Origin of the sequence: Erwinia aeris, assembly GCF_041224955.1 — a bacterium.
In the GTDB taxonomy this organism is placed as follows: domain Bacteria; phylum Pseudomonadota; class Gammaproteobacteria; order Enterobacterales; family Enterobacteriaceae; genus Erwinia; species Erwinia aeris.
The window spans coordinates 70,051-89,215 of record NZ_JBGFFX010000018.1; the positions used below are offsets into that span (position 1 = coordinate 70,051).

The 19,165-nt window shown below is 58.0% G+C and carries 17 protein-coding genes and 1 pseudogene; 15 read left to right on the forward strand and 3 right to left on the reverse strand.

Annotated features, from left to right (window positions below; translation table 11 throughout):
- Positions 1-43 precede the first annotated feature (43 nt).
- The 9 genes and pseudogenes from udp to tatD all read left to right on the forward strand — a co-directional run bounded on the left by udp (position 44) and on the right by tatD (position 8,535).
- Positions 44-805 (forward strand): uridine phosphorylase, encoded by a 762-nt coding sequence (gene udp, locus AB6T85_RS22155; protein ID WP_253457286.1) that lies wholly within the window; start codon positions 44-46, stop codon positions 803-805.
- A gap of 252 nt (positions 806-1,057) precedes the next feature.
- A complete protein-coding gene (gene rmuC / locus AB6T85_RS22160) occupies positions 1,058-2,590 on the forward strand; it encodes a DNA recombination protein RmuC (protein ID WP_369896725.1) in 1,533 nt (510 codons plus the stop codon).
- Positions 2,591-2,664: 74 nt separating this feature from the next.
- Entirely contained in the window at positions 2,665-3,420 is a 756-nt protein-coding gene (gene ubiE / locus AB6T85_RS22165; protein WP_125290686.1) for a bifunctional demethylmenaquinone methyltransferase/2-methoxy-6-polyprenyl-1,4-benzoquinol methylase UbiE, read from the forward strand.
- Between the two features lie 12 nt (positions 3,421-3,432).
- Positions 3,433-4,038, forward strand: a complete 606-nt coding sequence (gene ubiJ, locus AB6T85_RS22170) for a ubiquinone biosynthesis protein UbiJ (protein WP_125290685.1) — start codon at positions 3,433-3,435, stop codon at positions 4,036-4,038.
- Complete coding sequence (gene ubiB / locus AB6T85_RS22175) at positions 4,035-5,672, forward strand: ubiquinone biosynthesis regulatory protein kinase UbiB (protein WP_253457296.1); 1,638 nt, start codon at positions 4,035-4,037, stop codon at positions 5,670-5,672. The genes ubiJ and ubiB overlap by 4 nt, the downstream gene beginning before the upstream one ends.
- 99 nt (positions 5,673-5,771) lie before the next feature.
- Positions 5,772-6,017, forward strand: coding sequence for a Sec-independent protein translocase subunit TatA (gene tatA / locus AB6T85_RS22180; protein ID WP_125290683.1), 246 nt, complete (start codon positions 5,772-5,774; stop codon positions 6,015-6,017).
- Between the two features lie 3 nt (positions 6,018-6,020).
- Positions 6,021-6,530: pseudogene (tatB, locus tag AB6T85_RS22185) on the forward strand (Sec-independent protein translocase protein TatB); the annotation flags it as partial.
- A 401-nt stretch (positions 6,531-6,931) separates the two neighbouring features.
- Positions 6,932-7,681: a Sec-independent protein translocase subunit TatC gene (gene tatC / locus AB6T85_RS22190; RefSeq protein WP_253457299.1), complete on the forward strand. Its 750-nt coding sequence runs from the start codon at positions 6,932-6,934 to the stop codon at positions 7,679-7,681.
- Between the two features lie 65 nt (positions 7,682-7,746).
- Positions 7,747-8,535, forward strand: coding sequence for a 3'-5' ssDNA/RNA exonuclease TatD (gene tatD, locus AB6T85_RS22195; RefSeq protein WP_253457301.1), 789 nt, complete (start codon positions 7,747-7,749; stop codon positions 8,533-8,535).
- Between the two features lie 2 nt (positions 8,536-8,537).
- Here the strand turns inward: tatD and rfaH are convergent, their stop codons facing one another.
- The gene (rfaH, locus tag AB6T85_RS22200) at positions 8,538-9,026 is read right to left on the reverse strand and encodes a transcription/translation regulatory transformer protein RfaH (RefSeq protein ID WP_253457303.1); all 489 of its coding nucleotides are present in this window, start codon (positions 9,024-9,026) and stop codon (positions 8,538-8,540) included.
- Positions 9,027-9,316: 290 nt separating this feature from the next.
- Between rfaH and ubiD the strand changes: the two genes are divergently transcribed.
- Complete coding sequence (gene ubiD / locus AB6T85_RS22205; RefSeq protein WP_253457306.1) at positions 9,317-10,819, forward strand: 4-hydroxy-3-polyprenylbenzoate decarboxylase; 1,503 nt, start codon at positions 9,317-9,319, stop codon at positions 10,817-10,819.
- Between the two features lie 21 nt (positions 10,820-10,840).
- A complete protein-coding gene (gene fre, locus AB6T85_RS22210) occupies positions 10,841-11,542 on the forward strand; it encodes an NAD(P)H-flavin reductase (RefSeq protein WP_253457309.1) in 702 nt (233 codons plus the stop codon).
- A 45-nt stretch (positions 11,543-11,587) separates the two neighbouring features.
- Here the strand turns inward: fre and fadA are convergent, their stop codons facing one another.
- Positions 11,588-12,751, reverse strand: coding sequence for an acetyl-CoA C-acyltransferase FadA (gene fadA / locus AB6T85_RS22215; protein ID WP_301253060.1), 1,164 nt, complete (start codon positions 12,749-12,751; stop codon positions 11,588-11,590).
- Positions 12,752-12,761: 10 nt separating this feature from the next.
- Positions 12,762-14,945, reverse strand: a complete 2,184-nt coding sequence (gene fadB / locus AB6T85_RS22220) for a fatty acid oxidation complex subunit alpha FadB (protein ID WP_369896729.1) — start codon at positions 14,943-14,945, stop codon at positions 12,762-12,764.
- Positions 14,946-15,124: 179 nt separating this feature from the next.
- Between fadB and pepQ the strand changes: the two genes are divergently transcribed.
- Genes pepQ through hemG form a run of 4 tightly spaced genes read left to right on the forward strand, consistent with a single transcriptional unit; the run spans position 15,125 to position 19,097 of the window.
- Complete coding sequence (pepQ, locus tag AB6T85_RS22225) at positions 15,125-16,456, forward strand: Xaa-Pro dipeptidase (protein ID WP_301253065.1); 1,332 nt, start codon at positions 15,125-15,127, stop codon at positions 16,454-16,456.
- The gene (locus AB6T85_RS22230; protein WP_301253063.1) at positions 16,456-17,067 is read left to right on the forward strand and encodes an IMPACT family protein; all 612 of its coding nucleotides are present in this window, start codon (positions 16,456-16,458) and stop codon (positions 17,065-17,067) included. Before pepQ ends, AB6T85_RS22230 begins: the two co-directional genes overlap by 1 nt.
- Positions 17,068-17,093: 26 nt before the next feature.
- Positions 17,094-18,545: a Trk system potassium transporter TrkH gene (gene trkH, locus AB6T85_RS22235; RefSeq protein ID WP_125290673.1), complete on the forward strand. Its 1,452-nt coding sequence runs from the start codon at positions 17,094-17,096 to the stop codon at positions 18,543-18,545.
- Positions 18,546-18,560: 15 nt separating this feature from the next.
- A complete protein-coding gene (hemG, locus tag AB6T85_RS22240) occupies positions 18,561-19,097 on the forward strand; it encodes a menaquinone-dependent protoporphyrinogen IX dehydrogenase (RefSeq protein WP_253457320.1) in 537 nt (178 codons plus the stop codon).
- Positions 19,098-19,165: the final 68 nt, after the last annotated feature.

The following is a 19,165-nucleotide window of genomic DNA, read 5'->3' on the forward strand; positions in this document are numbered from 1 at the left end:
CTACTGTAAGCGCTTCATCGCCTTTTAATTACAGGATCTTGTCATGGCACAGTCAGACGTTTTTCACCTGGGTTTAACCAAAGCCGATCTTCAGGGCGCCACCCTTGCCATTGTGCCAGGCGACCCCGAGCGCGTTAAAAAGATTGCCGCGCTGATGGATAATCCGGTTCATCTGGCGTCGCACCGCGAATTCACCACCTGGCGCGCCGACATTGACGGCAAGGCCGTTATCGTCTGTTCAACCGGTATCGGCGGCCCTTCCACCTCCATCGCGGTAGAAGAGCTGGCGCAGCTGGGCATCCGTACTTTTCTGCGCGTAGGTACAACTGGCGCTATCCAGCCTGACATCAGCGTGGGCGACGTGCTGGTAACCACCGGCTCCGTGCGTCTGGACGGCGCGAGTCTGCACTTTGCGCCGCTGGAATTCCCGGCCGTGGCCGATTTTACCTGCACCACCGCGCTGGTCGAAGCGGCGAAAGCGCTTGGCGCGACCACGCATATCGGCGTCACCGCGTCTTCCGACACTTTTTATCCGGGACAGGAGCGTTACGACACCTTTTCTGGCCGCGTAGTAAGCCGTTTCCAGAACTCCATGAAAGAGTGGCAGCAAATGGGCGTGCTGAACTACGAAATGGAATCCGCCACGCTGCTGACCATGTGCGCCAGCCAGGGTCTGCGTGCCGGCATGGTGGCGGGCGTGATCGTGAACCGCACCCAGCAGGAAATTCCCGATGCGGAAACCATGAAGAAAACCGAAAGCGATGCGGTGCGTATCGTAGTTGAGGCGGCGCGCCGTCTGATCTAGACGTTGAGATCGGCCTCGCCAACCTCTGGCCTGGCCGTTGAGACCAGTTTCGCTAACTTCTTCAGCCTTCATTAAGGGAGCGCGGCTCCCTTGATGGTTTCGCCCTTGCACTACCCACGGCAAATTTTTCGAGCCGTCTCTGACATCCTGATGAAAACCTCCTCGATCCCGTTACATCGCGCTTTTTAACTCGACATTGCCACGGCCTGCCCTTACCTTTTCTGCCAGAGAAGCCTGGACGGGAGAAGGCGCGTGGATGCAATAATCGGTTACGGCATTGGCTCAGGCCTGGCGGGCGCGTTGGTCGGCTGGCTTATCGCCTGGTATCACAGCCAGCAGCGCGCGGCGCACCAGGAAACGGAGCGCAGGCTGCTGCAACAGGCCAGCGAGCAGCTGAAGCAGGAGCGCGATCGCCTGACGCAGCAACAGAGCCAGCAGCAGCAGGCGCAAAAACAGCAGGAGCTGGAGCTGCGTCAGCTGCACGGCACGCTCGCCGCTACCCAGGAGAAACTCACCCAGCTTGACCACTGGCGCGGCGAGGCCGAACAGCTGGCGCGCGAACTGCGCGCCCAGCTGGAGATCAACAGCGCCCAGGAGGCGGAACTGCGCGAGGTCACCATTCGGCTTGAAGAGAGCAGAATGGCGGCGGAAGAGAAGCAGCGCCTGCTGGTCAACAGCGAACAGCGGCTGAACGCGCAGTTTGAACACCTTGCCAACCGTATTTTCGAACACAGCAACCGCCGTGTCGATGAGCAGAACCGCCAGAGCCTGGACGGGCTGCTCTCGCCGCTGCGCGAACAGCTGGAAGGGTTTCGTCGCCAGGTTCAGGAAGGCTTCGGCCAAGAGGCGCGCGAGCGCCATACGCTTTCTCATGAAATCCGCAATCTGCAACAGCTCAATGCCCAAATGGCGCAGGAAGCGATTAACCTGACCAAGGCCCTGAAGGGCGACAATAAAATGCAGGGAAACTGGGGCGAAGTCGTGCTCAGCCGCGTGCTGGAAGCCTCCGGCCTGCGGGAAGGGCACGAATATGAAACCCAGGTCAATATTCAGCTGGAGCATAACGCCCGTATGCAGCCGGACGTGATTGTGCGTCTGCCGCAGGGCAAAGACGTGGTGATCGACGCGAAGATGACGCTGGTGGCTTACGAACGCTATTTCAACGGCGAAGATGAAGCCACGCGCGAAACGGCCATCGGCGAGCACGTTGCGGCCATTCGCAGCCATATCCGCCTGCTGAGCCGCAAAGATTATCAGCAGCTGCCCGGCCTGCGATCGCTGGACTACGTGCTGATGTTTATTCCGGTCGAACCCGCTTTTCTGGTCGCTATTGACCGTCAGCCGGAACTGATCAACGAGGCGCTGGGTCAAAACATCATGCTGGTCAGCCCCACCACGCTGCTGGTGGCGCTACGCACCATCAATAACCTGTGGCGCTACGAGCACCAAAGCCGTCATGCCCAGCGCATCGCCGACAGAGCGGCTAAGCTCTATGACAAAATGCGCCTGTTTGTCGACGACATGTCGGCAATGGGGCAAAGCCTCGATAAGGCCAGCGAAAGCTATCGTCAGGCCATGAAGAAGCTGGCGGAAGGGCGGGGCAACCTGATCGCGCAGACGGAAAGTTTTCGGCAGCTGGGCGTGGCCATCAAGCGGCCTATTAATCCCCGCCTGGTCGCGCAGGCGATGCCGGATGAGGCTGACGAGCAAGAGAACGAAGATGAGGAAGATGTCGCGTATCTGGCGACGCAAACCGGGCCAGGCGCGGCCCGAGTTAATGAATAACCCGCAAGGCTGTGCCTGGCCTGCGGGACTCTGATACACTTGGCAGATAACTGATTGCAGAGCAGGCAAAACAAATGGCAGATGAATCAAAGGATACCACGCACTTCGGCTTTCGCACGGTAGCGAAAAGCGACAAAGCTGAAATGGTGGCTGATGTTTTCCATTCCGTTGCGGCCAAATATGACCTGATGAACGATCTGATGTCGTTCGGCATCCACCGTGTCTGGAAACGTTTTACTATCGATTGCAGCGGCGTGCGTCGCGGACAGCGCGTCCTGGATCTGGCCGGCGGTACCGGCGATCTGACCGCTAAATTCTCTCGCCTGGTGGGTGAAACGGGTGAAGTGGTGCTGGCGGATATCAACAGCTCCATGCTGAAAGTAGGCCGTGAGAAACTGCGTAACAACGGGATCATCGGCAACGTGAACTATGTGCAGGCTAACGCCGAAGCGCTGCCGTTCCCGGACAATCATTTCGACTGCATCACTATCGCTTTCGGCCTGCGTAACGTCACCGAAAAAGAGAAGGCGCTGGCCTCGATGTTCCGCGTGCTGAAGCCGGGCGGACGCCTGCTGGTGCTGGAGTTTTCCAAACCGCTGCTGGAGCCGCTAAGCAAGGCGTATGACGCCTACTCATTCCACGTGCTGCCGCGTATCGGCGAGCTGGTGGCGAAAGATTCCGAAAGCTACCGCTATCTGGCCGAATCTATCCGAATGCATCCGGATCAGGATACGTTAAAGCAGATGATGGATGATGTCGGCTTCGAGAATACTACCTATCACAATCTTACCGGTGGCATCGTTGCGCTGCACCGCGGATTCAAGTTCTGAACAGGATAGCGAATGACCTTAACGCCGCTGTTAACCGCAGGGCTGGAAACGGCGCTCAATCAGATCCTTTATCGCGATCGCGGCCTGAAAGCCGCGCGTCAGCGTCTTAACGGCCGCAGCCTGGCCATTGAGCTGGCCGAGCTGAAGCAGCCGCTGATCTTTATCTTCAGCGACCAACAGGTCGATGTGCTGGGCGACTGGTGCGACACGCCGGACTGCAAGGTGAAAACCCGTCTGGCGACGCTGCGCAAGCTGCGCGATCGTCAGCAGTTAACCAGCCTGATCCGCAGCGGCGAGCTGGAGGTTGAGGGCGATCTACAGGTCGTCCAGCAGTTCTCCGCGCTGATCGATCTGGCCGAGCTTGACCCTGCCGAATATCTCGCGCCCTGGATTGGCGATATTGCCGCTCAGGGCATCAGCCAGGCCGCCCGTCGCGGGTTGCAGCTGGTGCGCGGCAATCTTGATCGTAAACAGAGCTATCTGGGTCAGGCGCTGACGGAAGAGTGGCGCCTGGCGCCGGGCGGCCTGGAGCTTGCCTGGTTTGCTGAAGAAGTCGACGCCGCCGCTCGCGAGCTGGCTGCGCTGGAAACCCGCCTTAAACAACTGGAGGGCAAATGACCCTCGGAGAAATACGTCGTCTCTATTTTATTATCCGTATCTTTTTGAGCTACGGACTGGATGAGCTAATCCCAAAAACCCGGCTGGCGCTGCCGCTGCGCCTGTGGCGCCGGACGCTGTTCTGGATGCCTAATTTGCACAAAGAGCGTCAGCTTGGCGAGCGTATCAGGTTAGCCATGGAGCAGCTTGGCCCGGTGTGGATCAAATTTGGTCAGATGATGTCCACGCGACGCGATCTTTTTCCGCCGCATATCGCCGATCAGCTGGCGATGCTACAGGACAAGGTCGCGCCTTTCGATGGCGTACAGGCGAAAAAACAGATTGAGATGTCGCTTGGCTGCAAGGTGGAAACCCTGTTTGATGACTTTGTGATCACGCCGCTTGCTTCCGCTTCCATCGCGCAGGTACACACCGCCACGCTGAAGGAAAACGGCAGGGAAGTGGTCATTAAGGTTATTCGTCCGGATATCCTGCCGGTGATCAAAGCCGATATGAAGCTGATCAACCGCATGGCGGCCTGGGTGCCTCGCCTGTTACCGGACGGGCGCCGCCTGCGTCCGCAGGAAGTGGTGGCCGATTACGAAAAAACGCTGATAGACGAACTGAACCTGCTGCGCGAAGCGGCTAACGCCATTCAGCTGCGCCGTAATTTCGAAGGCAGCAACATGCTTTACGTGCCGGAAATCTATTCCGACTACTGTAGCGAAACCATGCTGGTGATGGAGCGCATTTACGGCATTCCAATCTCCGATGTGGTGCAGCTCGAACAGCGCGGCGTCAACATGAAGCTGCTGGCCGAGCGCGGCGTGCAGGTCTTCTTTACCCAGGTGTTCCGCGACAGCTTTTTCCACGCCGATATGCATCCGGGCAACATTTTTGTCAGCTATGAGCATCCTGAAGATCCGCAATATATCGGTATCGACTGCGGTATCGTCGGCTCGCTGAATAAAGAAGATAAGCGGTATCTGGCGGAGAACTTTATCGCCTTCTTCAACCGCGATTACCGCAAGGTTGCCGAGCTGCACGTTGATTCCGGCTGGGTGCCGGCGGATACCAACGTAGAGGATTTTGAGTTCGCTATTCGTACCGTTTGCGAACCGATTTTTGAAAAGCCGCTGGCGGAAATCTCCTTCGGTCACGTGCTGCTGAACCTCTTTAATACGGCGCGCCGCTTCAACATGGAAGTGCAGCCTCAGCTGGTGCTGTTACAGAAAACTCTACTGTATGTGGAAGGCGTCGGACGACAGCTTTATCCGCAGCTAGACCTGTGGAAAACCGCCAAGCCGTTCCTGGAAGACTGGATCAAAGATCAGATTGGCATTCCGGCTATCGTGCGCGCGCTGAAAGAAAAAGCGCCGTTCTGGGCGGAAAAACTGCCGGAGCTGCCGGAGCTGGTTTACGAAAGCCTGAAGCGGCACAAGCATCTGCAGCACAGCGTCGATAAGCTTTCTTACGATCTGCGCAACGACCGGGTGCGGCATCATCAGTCGCGCTATCTGTTCGGTATTGGCGCCACGCTGCTGCTGAGCGGCACGGCTATTCTGCTGACCAGACCGCAGTGGGATTTGCTGTCGGCGGTTATGGTCGCTGGCGGTCTGGTAAGCTGGCTGGTCGGCTGGCGTAAAACCGACTGACTGTCATGAAAGGTAAAGAGGGGCTGGCAGCGCTTTGCGCGCGGTCAGCCCGGCTTATATACTGCGAAACCTGCATTAACTGACATCTGAGGCAAAATTATGGGCGGTATTAGTATCTGGCAATTGTTAATTATTGCCGTAATCGTTGTGCTGCTCTTCGGCACGAAGAAACTGCGCGGGCTGGGTTCCGATCTCGGTTCATCAATCAAAGGCTTTAAAAAAGCCATGAGCGACGATGACGAAAAGCCAAAAACACATGCCGACGATGCTGATTTTAAAGCCACTCTGGCCGACAAACAGCACGCAGAAGCGAAGAAAGAAGACGTTAAGAACGACAAGGTGTAAGCCGTGTTCGACATAGGTTTTAGTGAACTGATTCTGGTGTTTATTATCGGGCTGGTAGTGCTGGGTCCGCAGCGTTTGCCGGTTGCGGTAAAAACCGTGGTCGGCTGGATCCGCGCGCTGCGCTCGCTGGCGGCTAATGTACAAAACGAACTGGCGCAGGAGCTGAAACTCCAGGAGCTGCAGGACAGCCTGAAGAAGGTGGAAGAGGCCAGTAAAAACAGCCTGTCGCCGGAGCTGAAAGCCTCGATGGAAGAGCTGAAGCAGTCGGCGGAATCCATGAAGCGTACCTATCTGGGCGAGAACGAAAAAGCGGACGACGAAGCTAACACTATCCACAATCCGCTGGTGAAAAACGCCGAGGATTCTCATGAAGGCGTGACGCCTGCTGCGGCCGATCATCAGGCCAGCGCCCCGGCGCAGGCGCCAGAGGCAGCAACCAGTGCAGCGCCACAGCCTGCGGTGCAGCAGGAACAGCATACGCCAGTCGTGCATGTTTCGCCTGCGGCGAGCGATATGGCAGCAGCGCACCCTGCTACGGTTCGCGTTGCTGAACCTGCCGCAAGCGGTGTAGCCCAGGTTGCTGAAACTGCTTCGCCTGTCGCAAGCGATGCGGCTGTAGCGCCGTCCGCTGCGGTTCACGTTGCCGAACCTGCCGCAAGCGGGGTAGCCCAGGTCGCTGAACCTGCTTCGTCTGCTGCAAGCGATGCGGCCGTAGCAAAATCCGCGACGGCCAGGGCTGCTGAAGCGCCTGCCGCTGCCAGCGCACCTTATGAAACCGCCGCCGGAAAGCCGGACGCCGCGTCGAATACGGCGCCTGCCGCCGCGCCTGAAAAGCCAAAGGCCGTTAAAGACGAAGCGCCGACGCTTTCCAGCCGTGCGCCTGTTTCCACCACCCAACCGGATGAACGCTAAACATGGCTGTTGAAGATACCCAACCGCTTATCAGCCATCTGATTGAGCTGCGTAAGCGCCTGCTGAACTGCATTATCGCCGTGGTGGCGATTTTCCTTTGCCTGGCGTACTTTTCCAACGATATTTATCAGCTGGTTTCCGCGCCGCTGATCGAGCAGATGCCAGCGGGCGCCAGCATGATCGCGACCGACGTGGCTTCGCCTTTTTTCGCACCGGTCAAGCTGACCATGATCGTTTCCGTCTTCCTTGCGGTACCGGTGATCCTTTACCAAATCTGGGCCTTTATCGCGCCCGCGCTTTACCGCCACGAACGCAGGCTGGTGGTGCCGCTGCTGATTTCCAGTTCATTCCTATTCTATATAGGGATGGCTTTCGCCTACTTTGTTGTCTTTCCGTTGGCCTTTGGGTTCTTCGCTAAAACCGCGCCGCACGGCGTGCAGATCGCTACCGATATCAATAACTATCTCGATTTCGTAATGGCGTTGTTTATGGCGTTTGGCGTCTCTTTCGAGGTGCCGATTGCTATCGTGCTGCTGTGCTGGACCGGTGTGACCACGCCGGAGGAACTGAAGGCGAAGCGGCCTTATGTTCTGGTCGGCGCTTTTATCGTAGGTATGCTGTTGACGCCGCCGGATGTGCTTTCCCAGACGCTGCTGGCCATTCCGATGTACTGCCTGTTTGAGGTCGGCGTGTTCTTCTCCCGTTTCTATACCGGATTACGGCGGGAAGAGAGTGACCAGGAGACGGAGTAGCCGCGAAGGCCTGCCCACATTAAAAAATAACCGCCCGTAAGGGCGGTTACTGTTTGGAACACGCTATGTTTGATATTGGGGTCAATCTGACCAGCACGCAGTTCGCCAAAGATCGCGACAAGGTTGTAAAACGTGCCGTTGATGCGGGCGTCACCGGCATTCTGATTACCGGCACCAACGCGCTGGAGAGCCAGCAGGCGCAGAGCCTGGCGAAACGTCGTTCCGGCTACTGCTGGTCTACGGCAGGCGTTCATCCGCATCACGCCAGCGAATGGTCGGCGGAAACGGCCGCCACCTTAAGAAGGCTGGCGGAAAGCCCGGAAGTGGCGGCGATTGGCGAGTGCGGGCTGGATTTCAACCGCAACATCTGCGGGCCGGAACAGCAGGCTTACGCCTTCAATGCTCAGCTTGAGCTGGCGGCCGATCTGCAGCTGCCCGTTTTTCTGCACTGCCGCGAAGCGCACGATCGCTTTCTCGCTATCCTGACGCCCTGGCTGCCAAAGCTGCCCGGCGCGGTCGTACACTGTTTTACCGGCACGAAAGCGGAGCTGGAAGCCTGTCTGGCTGCCGGGCTTTATATCGGCATTACGGGATGGGTGTGCGATGAACGTCGCGGACTTGAGCTGCGCGAGCTGATGCCGCTTATTCCTGCTGACAGGCTGCTGCTGGAAACGGACGCGCCTTATTTGCTGCCGCGCGACATGCGTCCCCGCCCTGCATCGCGACGTAACGAGCCGTGCTTTCTGCCACATATCGTGGAACAGGTCGCGCTACTGCGCGGCGAAGAGGCGGCTACGCTGGGGCAGCAGTGCGACAGCAATGCGCGAGCGCTTTTCCGTCTGAACGCGCAGTAGCCTCAGAGTTTCTGGAACTGCCGATTGTCCAGGCTGCGGACGATCTGCTTATTCAGCAGGTTAAGCAGCAGCATAGAACGCGCCTCGCCGTCCGGCTCGGTAAAAATTGCCTTCAGGCCTTCGAAAGCGCCAGCGGTAATCAATACTCTGTCGCCGGGCTGCGGTAGCGTCGGTGCGGGCAGCGTTACCGTCGCCTGCGTTTGCAGCGCTTCGATCACGTCCTGCGGCACGGTCGCGGGCAGATTGCCGAAGCGAACGAAATGGCTGACGCCGCGCGTGGCGCTGATGGTCGTGGTATGAATCGCTTCCGGATCGAACTCAATAAAAAGGTAGTTCGGGAACAGCGGCTCATTTACCTGAGTACGCTTGCCGCGCACCAGTTTCTCTAAGGCAATCATGGGGCTGAGACAATGCACCGCCTGGCGCTCAAGATGTTCTTTCGCGCGGGTAAGCTGGCCACGTTTGCAATAAAGTAAATACCAGGATTCCATAACGTCACTTTGCAATTACAGGGTCGCTAAGAATAACAAAAATAGCGTGATAGTTATAGCAACATGCAGGCCAGAAGGCGCCTGAAATCGCGATGAATGAACGGACAGCGTTAAGCATAAAGCTTATTAACTGTAGTTATCAGCGGATCGGTTGATGAGTCGGGATGCCGGAAGAAAAAATTTTTGGCGGTCGCAGCGTGAGCGCGCCGACCTCCTGCCGCGAAAAACTAAGCACGAGAGCTTAATCCTCCCTATAATGGCCGATTCACTGACCGTATTGATGAGAAGTCATGAAATACCACGACCTACGCGACTTCCTTTCCCTGCTGGAGCAGCGCGGGGAATTAAAACGCATTAAGCAAGAGATCGATCCCGATCTTGAAATGACCGAAATTGCCGATCGCACTCTGCGAGCCGGCGGGCCGGCGCTGCTGTTTGAAAACCCCAAAGGCTATAATATGCCGGTGCTGTGCAACCTTTTCGGCACGCCGGATCGCGTTGCGCTGGGCATGGGCCAGGAAGACGTGAAGGCGCTGCGTGAAGTGGGCCGCCTGCTCGCCTTTTTGAAAGAGCCGGAACCGCCGCGCGGTTTTCGCGACTTTTTCGACAAAATGCCGCAGTGGAAGCAGGTGCTGAATATGCCGACGAAGCGTCTGCGCGACGCGCCGTGCCAGCAGCAAATCTGGCAGGGCGATGAAGTCGATCTGAGCCGTATTCCGGTGATGAAGTGCTGGCCGGAAGATGCCGCGCCGCTGATCACCTGGGGCCTGACGGTTACGCGCGGCCCGCACAAAGAGCGGCAGAACCTGGGCATCTATCGCCAGCAGGTTATTGGTAAGAACAAACTCATTATGCGCTGGCTGTCGCATCGCGGCGGCGCGCTGGATTTCCAGGAGTGGACGCAGCAGCATCCCGGCGAGCGCTTCCCGGTCTCCGTCGCGCTGGGCGCCGATCCCGCCACCATTTTGGGCGCGGTCACGCCGGTTCCCGATACGCTTTCTGAATATGCTTTTGCGGGACTGCTGCGCGGCACCAAAACCGAAGTCGTGAAGTGCGTCTCCAACGATCTGGAAGTGCCGGCCAGCGCGGAAATCGTGCTGGAAGGCTATATCGAGGCGGGCGAAGTGGCGCCGGAAGGGCCGTATGGCGACCATACCGGCTACTATAATGAAGTCGATAACTTCCCGGTGTTTACCGTCACCCACATTACGCAACGCCGCGACGCCATCTATCACTCCACCTATACCGGGCGTCCACCGGATGAGCCAGCCGTGCTGGGCGTGGCGCTGAATGAAGTCTTCGTGCCGATCCTGCAAAAGCAGTTCCCGGAGATCGTCGATTTTTATCTGCCGCCGGAAGGCTGTTCCTATCGTCTGGCGATCGTTACGATGAAAAAGCAGTACGCAGGCCATGCCAAGCGGGTGATGATGGGCGTTTGGTCATTTTTGCGCCAGTTTATGTACACTAAGTTTGTTATCGTATGTGACGACGATGTGAACGCGCGCGACTGGAACGACGTTATCTGGGCCATTACCACCCGGATGGATCCGGCCAGGGATACGGTGCTGGTAGAGAACACGCCTATCGACTATCTGGATTTCGCTTCGCCGGTTTCCGGGTTAGGCTCGAAAATGGGCCTGGACGCCACCAACAAGTGGCCCGGAGAAACCCAGCGCGAATGGGGCCGCCCTATTCGCAAAGATCCCGCCGTCACCGCGCGCATTGATGCCATATGGGACGAGTTAGGCATCTTCAGTGAGTCGCCCACGCGCAAAAACGCGCCCGGCAAATAATCGACCCGACAGAGGGAACGCATGACAACGTTAAGCTGTAAAGTGATCTCGGTAGAGGCGATAACCGATACCGTTTACCGAGTCCGTATGGTGCCGGAAGCCGATTTCAGCTTCCGGGCCGGTCAGTATCTGATGGTAGTGATGGACGAGCGCGACAAACGCCCGTTCTCGCTGGCTTCCACGCCGATGGAAAAAGAGATTATTGAGCTGCATATTGGCGCTTCGGAACTCAATCTCTACGCGATGGCGGTGATGGAACGGATCCAGGAGCAGCGCAGCATTACCGTGGATATTCCGCACGGCGACGCGTGGCTGCGTGAAGAGAGCGACCGTCCGCTGATCCTGATTGCGGGCGGCACGGGCTTCTCCTACGCCCGTTCGATCCTGCTGACCGCGCTGGCGCAGCGGCCGGAGCGTCATATCGAAATTTACTGGGGCGGCCGTGAACTGAAGCACCTCTACGATATGGACGAACTGGAAGCGCTGGCGGTGAAGCACCCGAACCTGAAGGTGATCCCGGTGGTGGAACAGCCTGAGCCGGGCTGGGAAGGGCGTAGCGGCACCGTGCTGACGGCGGTTATGAACGACCACCGCAGCCTGGCCGAGTACGAGATCTATATCGCGGGCCGTTTTGAAATGGCGAAAATCGCGCGCGAACGCTTCTGTGCCGAGCGCGAGGCGAAAGCGGAACAGATGTTTGGCGACGCCTTCGCCTTTATCTGAGCCGGAACGATTGCGTAAAAAAGCCGCCCGTCACGGGCGGCTGCATCAAACCCTTTCCAGTACGGTAGCGATGCCCTGTCCCAAACCAATACACATGGTCGCCAGACCAAACTGTGCGTCGCGTCGCTCCATCAGGTTCAACAACGTCGTGGCGATCCGCGCGCCGGAACAGCCCAGCGGATGACCCAGCGCGATAGCGCCGCCGTTCAGATTGATTTTGTTATCCAGCTCCTCCATCAATCCCAGCTCCTTAATACACGGCAGCACCTGCGCGGCGAACGCTTCGTTCATCTCAAACAGATCGATATCGCTGACGTTCAGTCCTGCTTTCTTCAGCGCCAGCCGGGAGGCGGGCACCGGGCCAAAGCCCATAATCGACGGATCGCAGCCGACCACTGCCATCGAGCGGATCCGCGCCCGCGCTTTCAGGCCCAGCTCGCGAGCGCGTGATTCGCTCATCAGCAGCATCGCCGCCGCGCCGTCGGAGAGCGCCGAGGAGCTGCCCGCCGTTACCGTGCCGTTAACCGGATCGAAGGCGGGCTTCAGCGCGGCCAGACCCGCTGTGGTGGTATCGGGACGGATCACTTCATCAAAATCATAGCGCTTGAGCACGCCGTCGCCGTCATGGCCACTGGTCGCGACGATCTCCGCAGCAAAGTGACCCGCCTGCGTGGCGGCCCAGGCGCGCTGGTGCGAGCGGGCGGCAAATTCATCCTGCCTTTCCCGACCGATCTGGTGCATACGCGCCAGCATTTCCGCCGTCAGGCCCATCATCCCGGCGGCTTTCGCCACGGTTTTGCCCAGGCCGGGATGAAAATCGACGCCGTGGCTCATCGGCACGTGGCCCATATGCTCCACGCCGCCCACCAGGCAGGCGCTGGCGTCGCCAACCATGATGGCGCGCGCGGCATCGTGCATTGCCTGCATCGAGGAGCCGCAAAGGCGGTTGACGGTGGTAGCGGGCACCCGATGCGGGATTTCCGCCAGCAGGGCGGCATTACGGGCGATGTTAAAACCCTGCTCCAGCGTTTGCTGCACGCAGCCCCAGTAAATATCATCCAGGCTTGCCGCCGCCAGCGCCGGGTTGCGGCTCAGCAGCGAGCGCATCAGATGCGCCGAAAGATCTTCCGCCCGGACATGGCGAAAAGCGCCGCCTTTGGAGCGGCCCATCGGCGTGCGGATGGCATCAACAATTACGACTTTTTCCATTTCTCTTTCCTTACGCCGTTTTCAGGACGTCATCGGCCGGTTGAACCTGCGGATACCACTGCGTTTTATGCTGCGCTTTTTCCTGCAGGCTGGCCGGCAGCTGATAAAGCGGGCCGAGCGCGGCAAAGAAGGCCGCCTGGCTGGCAAAGCGGGCGCTGCCCTGCGTATCCAGATAGCGGAAAACGCCGCCGCGAAACGGCGGGAAGCCCAGCCCGTAAACCAGCGCCATATCCGCTTCGGCCGGCGTGGCGATAATGTTTTCTTCCAGGCAGAGCACCACTTCGTTAACCATCGGGATCATCATTCGGGCCACAATTTCTTCATCGCTGAAAACGCGCTGCGGCTGGCTGACGCTTTGCAGCAGTTTATCGACTTCGGGATCGACAATTTTCTTCTGTTTGCCTTTGCTGTCCTTCTCCCAGCGATAAAACCCGGCCTGACTTTTTTGTCCGAACCGTTTCGCCTCGAACAGCACGTCGATGGCATCACGGTAATCCTTTTTCATACGGTTCGGGAAACCGTCAGCCATTACGCTCTGCGCGTGATGCGCGGTATCAATGCCGACCACGTCCAGCAGCCAGGCAGGCCCCATCGGCCAGCCGAAATGCTTTTCCATGACTTTATCTATCTGACGATAATCCGCACCGTCGCGCAGCAGCAGGCTGAAGCCGGCAAAATAGGGGAACAGCACGCGGTTGACGAAAAAACCGGGACAGTCGTTCACCACGATGGGCGTCTTGCCCATTTGGTCGGCCCAGGCCACCACTTTCGCCAGCGTGGCGTCCGAGGTTTTTGCACCCCGGATCACTTCAACCAGCGGCATGCGGTGCACCGGATTAAAAAAGTGCATTCCGCAGAAGTTTTCCGGGCGCTGCAGCGCATCAGCAAGCTGGCTGATGGGAATAGTCGAGGTATTGGAAGCCAGAACGGCATCCTGACGAAGATGCTGTTCCGTCTCTGCCAGCACCGCCGCTTTAACGCGCGGGTTTTCCACCACGGCCTCGACGACCATATCGGCACGTTCAAATCCTTCATAGCTCAGGGTTGGATGGATAGCGCCGATGATGCCCGCCAGCTGCATCGCGTCAATTTTCCCTCGCGTCAGCTGCTTATTCAGCAGCCCGGCCGCTTCGGTCATACCGAGTTCCAGCGAGGCCGGATTGATATCCTTCATTAATACCGGTACGCCTTTGCTGGCCGCCTGATAAGCGATGCCGCCGCCCATAATGCCCGCGCCCAATACGGCAGCCTGCTTCGGTAGCGCGCTATTCTGCGCCAGCTTTTTCGCTTTCGCCTTCAGCGCGCGATCGTTAAGGAACAGGCCGACCAGCGCACGCGCCTCGTCGGAACGGGCCAGCGGGACAAAAGCCTGCGTTTCCAGCAGCAAAGCTTCATCACGGCCCAGCGCAGCAGCGGCCTCAATCGTTTTTACCGCCGTCAGCGGAGCAGGGTAGTGCTTGCCCGCGGTTTGCAGCACCACGCCTTTGGCGGTGGTGAAGCTCATCATCGCCTCAATTTTACTGAGCTTCAGCGGTTGCAGCTTCGGCTCGCGACGTTCGCGCCACGGCTGTTTGCCGCTAATGGCCTCGCGCAGGATGGCGATGCCCGCATCGCGCAGCTTATCAGCCGCCACAACGGCATCCACCAGGCCCAGCGCCAGCGCTTTTTGCGCATCGACATCTTTTCCGGCGGCGATAATTTCCAGCGCGCTGTCGGCGCCCAGCAGACGCGGCAGGCGCACCGAGCCGCCAAAGCCGGGCATGATCCCCAGCTTCGTTTCCGGCAGGCCAATACGCGCGTCCGGCGTGGCGATACGGAAGTCCGTTGCCAGGATACATTCACAGCCGCCGCCCAGCGCATAGCCCTGTACGGCCGACAAGGTCGGCACCGGCAGATCCTCAAGCCGATTAAAGATAGCGTTGGCGTAATGCAGCCATTGCGTCAGCTGTTCCTCCGGGGCGGCGAACAGCGATAAAAATTCGGTAATATCCGCGCCGACGATAAACGCCGGTTTGCGCGAACTGAGCAGAACCGCCTGCAGATCCGGCTGCCGCTCCAGCACGGCTATCGCCTCGCCCAGGCTGGCGACGGTTTGCGTATCCAGTTTGTTAACTGAACCGGGCGCATCAAAAACCAGTTCAGCAATACCATTTTCCAGCCAGTTCAGGGTCAGGGTGTCGCCTTGGTAAAGCATTCTTCTCTCCTGCTGCCGCGCTAAAGGGATCTGGTCATACCAGATGATCGAGAGTGTGGAGTTGATGTTAATTATTTGCAAACGAGAGTTTGCTTATTTGCAAACAAGATCACAGGCGCGGCAAAACGATCTCGCCGTGCTAAGATGCGCCTGATTACGTGATTAACGGAGGTAAAGTGATGGACTCGTTGAGCGCCCTTTATCATGAGCATCTGAAGACGCTACAGGCGCGCGCGCAGCAGGTGCTGGCCCGCTTTAAGCTGGATGCCATGCTGATCCATTCCGGCGAACTGCTGACGGTTTTTCTGGATGACCACGACTACCCTTTCAAAGTAAACCCGCAGTTTAAAGCATGGCTGCCGGTGACCACCGTGCCCAACTGCTGGCTGTGGGTCGACGGCGTGAACAAGCCGAAGCTCTGGTTTTATTCGCCGGTGGATTACTGGCACAACGTCGAGCCGCTGCCGCAAAGCTTCTGGACGGACGGCATGGAGATTACGGCGCTGAAAAAAGCGGATGAAATCGGCCAGCTGTTGCCGACAAACCGTGAAAACGTTGCCTATATCGGCCCGGTGCCGCAGCGTGCCGCCCAGCTTGGCATCAACGCCGCCGCGATCAACCCAAAAGGGGTGATCGACTTTCTGCATTATCATCGCTCTTATAAAACCGATTACGAACTTTACTGCCTGCGCGAAGCGCAAAAGACGGCGGTGATCGGTCATCGCGCAGCGAAGGAAGCCTTTCTTTCCGGCATGAGCGAGTTCGATATTAATATTGCTTACCTCAGCGCTACCGGCCATCGCGATATCGACGTGCCTTACGGCAATATCGTCGCGCTGAACGAACATGCCGCCGTGCTGCACTACACTAAGCTTGATCAATTGCCGCCGGAACAGCCGCGCAGCTTTCTGCTGGATGCAGGCACGGAATATAACGGTTATGCAGCGGATCTGACGCGCAGCTACGCTTACGATCCCGCCAGCGACTATGCGACACTTATTCAGGATATGAATGAAGAAGAGCTGGCGCTGATTGCCACGCTGAAGGCGGGCGTGCGCTATACCGACTACCATCAGCAGATGCATCAGCGGCTGGCGAAACTGCTGCTGAAACATCAGCTGGTCAAAGGGCTGAGCGAAGAGGCGATGGTGGCGGAAAACCTTACCGGGCCGTTTATGCCGCACGGCGTGGGTCATCCGCTTGGCCTACAGGTGCATGACGTCGCCGGTTTTATGCAGGATGACAGCGGCACCCATCTGGCCGCGCCGCAGCAGTATCCCTTTTTACGCTGCACGCGCATCCTTGAACCGCGCATGGTGCTGACGATTGAACCCGGCATCTACTTTATCGAGTCGCTGCTCGCGCCATGGCGCGAAGGCAAGTTCAGCCAGCACTTCGACTGGGCGCGCATTGAGGCACTGAAGCCTTATGGCGGGATCCGAATCGAAGATAACGTGGTGATCCATGAACAGGGCGTGGAAAACATGACCCGGGATCTGAAGCTGGATTAATGGACGCCTGGGAGATCCCCGCTGAAACCTTCAGCTTCAGCGAGGAAATAAAAAAAAGCCGCTTTATCACGCTGCTGGCGCATACCGAAGGCGTGGAGGCGGCGCGCGCTTTTGTGCAGCAGGTGAAAGGCGAGCATCCTGCCGCCCGGCATCACTGCTGGGCCTGGGTAGCGGGCGCGCCTGACGATTCGCAGCAGCTGGGTTTCTCGGATGACGGCGAGCCTTCCGGCACGGCGGGCAAACCGATGCTGGCCCAGCTGATGGGCAGCGGCGTGGGCGAGATAACGGCGGTAGTGGTGCGCTATTACGGCGGCATACAGCTGGGCACCGGCGGGCTGGTTAAGGCCTACGGCGGCGGCGTGCAGCAGGCATTAAAATTGCTGCCTCGTGCGCGGAAGGTGCCCATGCTGACCTTTACACTGGTTTGCGACTATGCGCAGCTGGCGGAAATAGAAAGGATGGTCGCCCGTTTTAACGGTCAGCTGCTGCACAGCGAGTTTTTACAGCGCATCTCGCTGACGCTGGCGCTGCCCCATGCGCAGGTCGCAGGCTTCACGCGCAATCTCACCGATTTCAGCAGAGGGGCGCTCCATCTGGCCCCGACCGACTAACACCTTGTCAGGAAAGGAAAGGCTACATGCATTTTCGTGCCATCACCCGCATCGTGGGTTTACTGGTCATTTTGTTTTCGGGCACCATGATCGTGCCGGGTCTGGTGGCGCTAATCTACCGTGACGGCGCCGGACGAGCCTTTACGCAAACCTTCTTTATGGCGTTACTGATCGGCTCGCTGCTGTGGTGGCCGAACCGCAAGCAGAAAAGCGAGCTGAAGCCGCGAGAAGGCTTTTTGATCGTCGTGCTGTTCTGGACGGTGCTGGGCAGCGTCGGGGCGATGCCCTTTATCTTTGCCGAACATCCTAACCTGTCGTTAACCGACGCGTTCTTTGAATCTTTCTCCGGCCTGACCACCACGGGCGCCACGACGCTGGTGGGGCTGGATTCCCTGCCCAAAGCCATTCTGTTCTACCGGCAAATGCTGCAGTGGCTGGGCGGGATGGGGATCATCGTGCTGGCAGTGGCTATCCTGCCTATACTGGGCGTCGGCGGGATGCAGCTTTACCGTGCGGAGATGCCAGGCCCGCTGAAAGATAACAAGATGCGGCCCCGAATTGCCGAAACGGCAAAAACGCTCTGGCTGATCTACGTGCTGTTAACCGTCATTTGCGCACTGGCGCTCTGGCTGGCCGGGATGCCGCTGTTTGACGCCATCGGCCACAGCTTTTCTACTATAGCTATCGGCGGCTTTTCCACACATGACGCCAGTATCGGCTATTTTCACAGCCCAACCATTAACAGCATTATTGCCATTTTCCTGCTGATTTCCGGCTGTAACTACGGCCTGCATTTCACGCTGCTCAGCGGACGTAATCTGCGTGTTTACTGGCGCGACCCGGAATTCCGTATGTTTATCGGGGTGCAGTTCACGCTGGTTATCATCTGCACGCTGGTGCTTTGGGCGCACAATGTCTATCAAAGCGGGCTGCAGACGCTGAACCAGGCTTTTTTCCAGGTGGTTTCCATGGCGACGACGGCAGGCTTCACTACCGACAGCATCGCCCGTTGGCCGCTCTTCTTACCGGTACTGCTGCTTTGCTCTGCTTTTATCGGCGGCTGTGCGGGATCGACCGGCGGCGGCCTGAAGGTGATCCGCATCCTGCTGCTGTTCAAACAAGGGTCGCGCGAACTGAAGCGGCTGGTGCATCCCAATGCCGTTTACACTATTAAGCTGGGGCAGCGGGCGCTGCCGGAAAGAATACTGGAAGCGGTATGGGGATTCTTCTCCGCCTACGCGCTGGTGTTCCTGCTGAGCATGCTGGCCATTATCGCCACGGGCGTGGACGATTTTTCAGCCTTTGCCGCCGTCGCCGCAACGCTGAACAATCTGGGGCCGGGCTTAGGGGTAGTAGCGGATAACTTCACTACTATGAATGATACGGCGAAATGGATTTTGATTCTGACAATGCTGTTTGGTCGTCTTGAAGTCTTCACGCTGTTGGTTCTGTTTACGCCAACCTTCTGGCGCGAATAACAAAAGTTGGATCTTATGAAAGCACTTATTCTTTATTCCAGCCGTGACGGGCAGACTCGTGAAATCGCGGCTTATATAGCTAACCAGCTCAAAGCGCATCAGGAATGCGATACGATCAATATCCTTCAGGCGGATAACATCGAATGGGCCAGGTACGACAGGGTACTTATCGGCGCTTCTATTCGCTATGGCCACTTCCATCCTAAGGTCGACAAGTTTGTTAAGCAGCATCTGAACGAGCTTACCAAAAGGCCTTCGGGATTCTTCTCGGTTAACCTGACCGCGCGCAAGCCGGAGAAGCGTACGCCGCAGACAAACGCCTACACGCGTAAGTTCCTACTGAACTCGCCGTGGCAGCCAGACTGCTGCGCCGTGTTCGCGGGCGCGCTGCGCTATCCGCGTTACGGCTTCTTCGACCGCTTTATGATTCAGCTGATTATGCGGATGACCGGCGGCGAAACGGATGCCAGTAAAGAAGTGGAGTATACCGACTGGGAGCAGGTGACGCGTTTTGCCCATGAATTTGCCGCTTTATCAGGCAATGTGAAGTAAAAACGGACGCTTTGTTGAAAAATACGGCTGTCGTTCATTTATTTGTAATAAACGCTTGTCAGCCGTCA

Excerpts from the sequence above, each read along its gene's own strand:
- tatA (WP_125290683.1), top strand. The coding sequence starts at position 5,772 with ATGGGCGGTATTAGTATCTGGCAATTGTTAATTATTGCCGTAATCGTT.
- udp (WP_253457286.1), top strand. The coding sequence starts at position 44 with ATGGCACAGTCAGACGTTTTTCACCTGGGTTTAACCAAAGCCGATCTT.
- hemG (WP_253457320.1), top strand. The coding sequence starts at position 18,561 with ATGAAAGCACTTATTCTTTATTCCAGCCGTGACGGGCAGACTCGTGAA.
- fre (WP_253457309.1), top strand. The coding sequence starts at position 10,841 with ATGACAACGTTAAGCTGTAAAGTGATCTCGGTAGAGGCGATAACCGAT.
- ubiD (WP_253457306.1), top strand. The coding sequence starts at position 9,317 with ATGAAATACCACGACCTACGCGACTTCCTTTCCCTGCTGGAGCAGCGC.
- fadA (WP_301253060.1), bottom strand. The coding sequence starts at position 12,751 with ATGGAAAAAGTCGTAATTGTTGATGCCATCCGCACGCCGATGGGCCGC.
- fadB (WP_369896729.1), bottom strand. The coding sequence starts at position 14,945 with ATGCTTTACCAAGGCGACACCCTGACCCTGAACTGGCTGGAAAATGGT.
- rfaH (WP_253457303.1), bottom strand. The coding sequence starts at position 9,026 with ATGGAATCCTGGTATTTACTTTATTGCAAACGTGGCCAGCTTACCCGC.
- ubiJ (WP_125290685.1), top strand. The coding sequence starts at position 3,433 with ATGACCTTAACGCCGCTGTTAACCGCAGGGCTGGAAACGGCGCTCAAT.
- trkH (WP_125290673.1), top strand. The coding sequence starts at position 17,094 with ATGCATTTTCGTGCCATCACCCGCATCGTGGGTTTACTGGTCATTTTG.
- AB6T85_RS22230 (WP_301253063.1), top strand. The coding sequence starts at position 16,456 with ATGGACGCCTGGGAGATCCCCGCTGAAACCTTCAGCTTCAGCGAGGAA.
- tatD (WP_253457301.1), top strand. The coding sequence starts at position 7,747 with ATGTTTGATATTGGGGTCAATCTGACCAGCACGCAGTTCGCCAAAGAT.
- ubiB (WP_253457296.1), top strand. The coding sequence starts at position 4,035 with ATGACCCTCGGAGAAATACGTCGTCTCTATTTTATTATCCGTATCTTT.
- ubiE (WP_125290686.1), top strand. The coding sequence starts at position 2,665 with ATGGCAGATGAATCAAAGGATACCACGCACTTCGGCTTTCGCACGGTA.
- pepQ (WP_301253065.1), top strand. The coding sequence starts at position 15,125 with ATGGACTCGTTGAGCGCCCTTTATCATGAGCATCTGAAGACGCTACAG.
- tatC (WP_253457299.1), top strand. The coding sequence starts at position 6,932 with ATGGCTGTTGAAGATACCCAACCGCTTATCAGCCATCTGATTGAGCTG.